General features: G+C 68.5%; 6 protein-coding genes. 5 read left to right on the forward strand and 1 reads right to left on the reverse strand.

The window, feature by feature from the left end; all coding sequences use genetic code 11:
• The 3 genes from K9U41_RS21320 to K9U41_RS21330 all read left to right on the forward strand — a co-directional run.
• Positions 1-1,175, forward strand: a 1,175-nt coding sequence (locus K9U41_RS21320; protein ID WP_282642852.1) for an efflux RND transporter periplasmic adaptor subunit, incomplete at its 5' end; no start/stop codon positions are given.
• A gap of 24 nt (positions 1,176-1,199) precedes the next feature.
• Positions 1,200-2,345 (forward strand): ABC transporter permease, encoded by a 1,146-nt coding sequence (locus K9U41_RS21325; RefSeq protein WP_282642853.1) that lies wholly within the window; start codon positions 1,200-1,202, stop codon positions 2,343-2,345.
• Positions 2,342-3,082 (forward strand): ABC transporter ATP-binding protein, encoded by a 741-nt coding sequence (locus tag K9U41_RS21330; protein ID WP_282642854.1) that lies wholly within the window; start codon positions 2,342-2,344, stop codon positions 3,080-3,082. The genes K9U41_RS21325 and K9U41_RS21330 overlap by 4 nt, the downstream gene beginning before the upstream one ends.
• Positions 3,083-3,127: 45 nt before the next feature.
• On the opposite strand, the gene K9U41_RS21335 is transcribed toward K9U41_RS21330, so the two are convergent.
• Positions 3,128-3,715: a MarR family winged helix-turn-helix transcriptional regulator gene (locus tag K9U41_RS21335; RefSeq protein WP_282642855.1), complete on the reverse strand. Its 588-nt coding sequence runs from the start codon at positions 3,713-3,715 to the stop codon at positions 3,128-3,130.
• Between the two features lie 214 nt (positions 3,716-3,929).
• Between K9U41_RS21335 and K9U41_RS21340 the strand changes: the two genes are divergently transcribed.
• Together K9U41_RS21340 and K9U41_RS21345 are read left to right on the forward strand one after the other, a co-directional pair.
• Positions 3,930-4,436 carry a flavin reductase family protein gene (locus tag K9U41_RS21340; RefSeq protein ID WP_282642856.1) on the forward strand — a complete coding sequence of 169 codons (507 nt, stop codon included), beginning with the start codon at positions 3,930-3,932 and terminating at the stop codon, positions 4,434-4,436.
• A 22-nt stretch (positions 4,437-4,458) separates the two neighbouring features.
• Positions 4,459-5,943, forward strand: a complete 1,485-nt coding sequence (locus tag K9U41_RS21345; RefSeq protein ID WP_282642857.1) for a 4-hydroxyphenylacetate 3-hydroxylase family protein — start codon at positions 4,459-4,461, stop codon at positions 5,941-5,943.
• Positions 5,944-5,961 lie beyond the last annotated feature (18 nt).

Genomic DNA, 5,961 nt, shown 5'->3' on the forward strand with positions numbered 1-5,961 from the left:
CCCCCCCCACCCTGACCGAGACGGACTATTCCGCCGGCTGGCGCCGCCTCGCCATCGCGCTGGCCATCGCCGTGGTGGCGGGGGTCCTGATCGGCTACTGGTACGTGGTGCCGCGCACGGCCGCCTGGCACCGGATTGAAGCTCGCCCCATGAGCCTGGAGATCAACGGGCCGGGCCTGCTCGACGCCATCAACCGCGTGGTGGTGACGAGCCGCATCCAGGGCTTCCTGAAGTCCATCGAGGTGGACCGCAACGACGCCGTCACCCGCGGCCAGGTGCTGGCGCGGCTGGAATCCGTCGACCTCCAGAACCAGCTCGCCGCCGCCCAGGCGCAGGCGAGCGCCGCTGCCCTTGGCATCACCGGGAGCGAGAGCGAACGGGCCCGCGCCAAGGCCGGCTTCGACCGGGCCAAGGTCGAGTTCGAGCGGCGCACCGCCCTCGCCCGCACCAATGTCATCTCGCCCGCCGAACTGACCACCGCCGAATCCAACTTCCTGCAGGCCCAGGCGGACATGGCCCGCGCCGACGCCGCCATCGAGCGCTCGAAGGCGGAGCTGCTCGCCCAGCAGGCGAACGTGAAGGTGCTGGAAGCCCGCCTCGCCGATGCCACCATCACCGCCCCGCTCGACGGCGTGGTCATCTCCCGCGAGCGCAATCCCGGCGACCTGCTGTCGCCCGGCGCCAACCTGATGCAGGTGGTGGAGCTGTCCACCATCATCATCTCCGCGCGGTTCGACGAATCCGCCCGCTCCGCCATCAAGCCGGGCCAGCCGGCGCGCATCCGCTTCGCCTCCGACCCCACGCGGGTGTGGACCGGGCGGGTGCTGCGCCTGTCCCGGCAAGTGGACCAGGAAACCCGCGAATTCACCATCGACATCACCCTCGACGAACTGCCCGAGAGCTGGGCCGTCGGGCAGCGGGCCAATGTGGCGGTGGAAGCGCAGTCCCCGGCGGTGGCCATCGGCGTGCCGGAGAGCTTCGTGACCCGCCGCGACGGCCGCGCCGGCGTCTGGCTGGCGCGGTCCGGCCGGGCGACCTGGACCCCGGTGGCACTCGGCTATACCAGCGGCACCAACATCGAGGTCTCGCGCGGCCTCAAGGCCGGCGACGTGGTGCTGTCGCCGGCCGGCCGCTACTCTTTCGAGCCGGTCGACCTCGGGGAAGAGGTGCCCTGACGCAGGCGGCGGAGGCGGAAGCCCATGAACATCGCCCTCAAGGACATGCGGTTTTCGATGCTGCGCTTCGCCCTCACGGCGGTGGGCATCGGCCTCCTTCTGGGGGCGACCATGGGCATGATCGGGCTCTATCGCGGCATCGTCCACGAGGCGCTGCTGATCATCAACGACGTGGGCGCCGATCTCTGGGTGGTGGAGGGCGGGCGCTCCGGGCCGTTCGCCGAAACCTCCGCCGTGCCCTCCAGCCTCGACCGCCGGGTGGAGGGCGTGCCGGGGGTGGCCGCCACCCGCCGCTTCATCCAGTACAACCAGCAATATAATATCGGCGGCAAGAGCGTGCGCCTCGCCGTCACCGGCATCGACTATCCCAAGGATTCCGGCAGCTGGATCCCGCTCATCGACGGCCGGCTGTTCCGCTCCACCCGCTACGAGGCCATCGCCGACCAGTCCACCGGCCTGCTGGTGGGCGACGTGATCCGCCTCGGCCATGACGACTACACCGTGGTGGGCCTCACCAAGGGACAGGTGGACATGGGCGGCGACGGCATGTTCTTCGTCACCATCGCGGATTCCCAGGCCATCAACCGGGTGCTGCCTTCCGAGGCCATCCTGCTGAACCGTGTCGCCAAGGGACGCTCGCGCATGGGCCTCGGCGACGGCGGCGCGCTGGCGGCGGTGATGGTGGAGCTGAAGCCCAATGCCGACCCGCAGCTGGTGAAGGCCCAGATCAAGGCCTGGGGCGACGTGGAGGTGCTGACCAAGGAAGAAGAGCGCTCCATGCTGCTCGACGGGCGGTTGTGGCGGCTTCGGGTGCAGATTCTCGCCTTCACCGCCATGACGCTGCTGGTGGCGGGCTCCATCATCGCGCTCACGATCTACATGCTGACGCTGGAGAAGATCAACCAGATCGCGCTCCTCAAGCTCATCGGCGCGCGCGACCGGGTCATCATCGGCCTGATCGTGCAGCAGGCCCTGTGGATCGCCGCGCTCGGCTTCTCGGTGGCCCTGTTCATCTCCTTCACGATCTATCCCAATTTTCCGCGCACCGTGCTGCTGGTGCCGGAGGACCTCGCGGGCATCGCAGGGGCGCTGCTCCTGATCAGCCTCGGCGCGAGCTGGTTCGCGATCCGGCGGGCGATGCAGGTTCGGGCGCAGGAGGTGTTGGCGTGACCGCTCAATTCTGGCCCAGCCATGTGGTGATGGAGGTGCGCAACGCCTCGAAGACGTACCTCTCCGGTGCCAACGAGGTGCGCGCCCTCACCGACATGACGCTGGCGCTGAAATCCGGCGAGCTGACCGGCATCGTCGGCCCGTCCGGCTCGGGCAAGACCACCTTCCTGATGATCGCCGGGCTGCTGGAGCCGCCCACCACCGGCACCGTCCACTTCCGCGACCAGCCCATCGCCAACGCCTCGACCCGCCTCAACAATTTGCGCGACTTCCGCCGCACCCATGTGGGCTTCATCTTCCAGAAGGCGAACCTGATCCCCTTCCTCACCGCGGTGGAGAACGTGCAGATCGCCCTTGAGATCAACGACGTGCGGCCGAAGCAGGCGAAGGCGCGGGCGCGGGAGCTTCTGGCCCAGTTCGGCCTCGACCACCGGGAAGACAATTACCCCTCCCAATTGTCCGGCGGCGAGCAGCAGCGCGTCTCCATCGCCCGGGCCCTGGCCAACGACCCGGTGATGCTGCTGGCGGACGAGCCCACGGCCGCGCTGGACGGTTCGCGCGGGCGGCAGGTGATGGAGGTGTTCCGCACGCTGGCCGACGTGCACCGGGTGGCGGTGTGCGTGGTCACCCACGATCCGCGCTGGTCCGACATCTTCGACCGCATCGTGGAGATGAGCGACGGCCGCGTGGTGGAGGTCCGCCCCGGCGGCGCCATGAAGGCGCGGCTGCAGATCTGAGGATGCGTCCGGCGCGATCCGGTTTTCGGATTGCGCCCGCCTCCGTCACACCACCGGCGGCAGGTGGTCCGCGACATCGTCCAGGGTGCCGGCGGGCGCGAGATACTCGATCAGCCGCAAGGTGCGCTCCCCGGTGCCGGCGAGCTTGGCGATGATTGCGCGCAACACCTTGAAGTCGGCCGCCGAGAGCGGTTCGAACAAAGCGTCGTTGGCGGGCACCTGAACCCGCGTCAGATCGGCGAGGCGGCGCTCGGCCTCCTCGGTCACCGCCAGCACCACGCGGCGGCGATCGTCCGGGTTCGGCACCTTGGTGACGAGGCCGGCCTGGACCAGCTTGTTGACCTCGATGGTCACGAACGCCCCCGACAAATGGAGATGCTCGGCCAGCGCGTTGACGCCCAGCTCCGGCGTGCCCCGGCTGAGCCGGGCGATGGAATTGAGGATGGTGTATTGCGTGCCCGACAGCCCGATGAGGCCGCCGAGCCGGTTGCGCACCTCCTGGATGGCGGTGGCGAACGCCAGCATGTTGTGCACCATCTCGCGGAATTCGAGGTCCGATCCGTTCACCAGCAGGGCGGCGCGGGACGCGGTCAGGGGCAGTCGCCTGCGGGCTTTGGACGGGGCTTGAGGCATGCGGGCGCTCCCTGGTCGTGCCGGCCGCGGGGGGCGCGGATCTGACGGCGGGCGCAATCCGCGATCCGCCTTGCCCTGATCCGCCATGCCCCGACCCGCTCTGCCCCGACGCAGACGTATCGTGATCGCGCTTCATTGGCACGGAAGGGCCTTGACGTCTATCACCCCTTCATAATAGCTTTGTTACAAAGCTAATAGAAGCGGACATTGCCCCATGTCGGCCAGCACAGCAGACGCCTTCGACACACGCGCCTTCCGGTGCACCCTCGGCGCCTTCGCCACCGGCGTCGCCATCGTCGCTGCCGAGGGCGCGGATGGAACCCTGGTCGGCATGACCATGAGTTCGTTCAACGCGGTCTCCCTCGACCCGCCGCTGGTGCTGTTCTCGGTGGCGCGGACGGCCCTGTCCCTGCCCGCGCTGAAGACAGCGCGCGCCTACGGCATCTCCGTTCTGGCCCACCACCAGCAGGATCTTTCCGGCCGCTTCGCCCGCGCGCAGGGGGAGAAATGGGCCGGAGTGGCCCATCTGCGCGGGGCCGGCGGCGCGCCGCTGATCGCGGAGGCGGCAGCGCACCTGGAATGCGCGCCCCACGCCATCCATGACGGCGGCGACCACGAGATCTTCATCGCCCGCGTCCTCGCCCACCGCTGCGAGCCCGCGGCGGACCCCCTCGTCTTCCATGCCGGACGCTATCGCAGTCTTTCGGCCATCGCGTCCTGACCCCCCTTCCGGAGCCCCCGCCATGATCAAGACCGGCAGCGCCCATATCGCCAGCCTCAGGGACGGCCGCGAGATCTTCCTCGACGGCCAGAAAATTTCCGACGCCACCGCCCACCCCGCATTCCGCCGCGCGGTGGCCTCGGTGGGGCGCATGTTCGACTTCCACAGCGCGCCGGACAACCGCGCCCTGATGACCTTCGAGACCGACACCGGCACGCTCGCCAACCGCATCTGGCAGCTGCCCACCAGCTATGAGGAGCTGAAGACTCGCCGCCGGGGCCTGGAGGCCTGGACCGAACTGCACGCCGGCTTCCTCGGCCGCGCGCCGGACCATGTGGCCTCCTGCATCTCCGGCATGTACATGGGCCTCGACCAGTTCGAGCTTTACGATCCGGCCCGCGCCCGGGCGCTTGCCGACTACTATCGCCACGCCCGCGACACCGATCTTTATCTCACCTACGTCATCATAAACCCGCAGGCCGACCGCTCCAAGAACGCCGCCGAGCAGGCCGACCCCTTCCTCTCCGCCGCCATCGTGGACGAGGACACCGGCGGCATCACCGTGCGTGGGGCCAAGATGCTGGCCACCGGCGGCATCATGGCCAATGAAGTCTTCGTCACCTGCATCCAGCCGCTGCAGAAGGGCGAGGAGGCCTATGCCCTCTCCTTCGCCATTCCCATGAATACCAGGGGCCTGAAGATCCTGTCGCGCAAGTCGTATGAGGCGGCGGCGCCGTCGGTGTTCGACAATCCCCTGTCGAGCCGCTTCGACGAGAATGACGCGGTGCTGTATTTCGACGACGTGAAGGTGCCGTGGGACCGGATCTTCATCGCCGGCGACATCGCCATGACCGGCCGGCAGTTCCATGCCACGCCCGCCCACGTCTACCAGAACTACCAGGCGCAGATCCGCCTGTCGGTGAAGCTGAAATTCCTGCTCGCCATCGCCCGGCGCACCGCCGAGGTGAACGGCACCACCGGCTTCCCGCAGGTGCGCGAGACCCTGGGCCAGCTCGCCGCCGAGGCCGCCATGGTGGATGCCTTCGTCACCGCCATGGAGGCCAAGGGCAGCTATTACGGCCCCTATTTCGTGCCCGACCGCCACACCCTCTATGCGGCGCAGACGCTGACCCAGCAGCTCTACGGCAAGTTCATCACCAGCCTGCGGGAGCTGGCCGGCGGCGGCATGATCATGCTGCCTTCCTCGGTACATGACTACCAGAACCCGGAGCTTGCCGCCCTCATCGCCAAGACCCAGCAGTCGCCCGCCGCCAGCGCCGAAGAAAAGGTGAAGTTCTACAAGCTCGCCTGGGACGCGGTGGGCTCGGAATTCGCCTCCCGCCACGCCCAGTACGAGATGTTCTATGCGGGCGCCGGCTTCGTGGTGAAGAACCACTCCTTCCGCACCTATGACTGGGCCGGCGCCGAGCGCCTGCTCGACATGATGCTTTCCTCCTATTCCCTCGCCGACGAGGTGGCCCAGCCCGCCGCCCGCGCCGCCGAGTGACCCCCTTCACCGCAGGAC

It is taken from the genome of Xanthobacter autotrophicus (assembly GCF_029991245.1).
In the GTDB taxonomy this organism is placed as follows: domain Bacteria; phylum Pseudomonadota; class Alphaproteobacteria; order Rhizobiales; family Xanthobacteraceae; genus Xanthobacter; species Xanthobacter autotrophicus_C.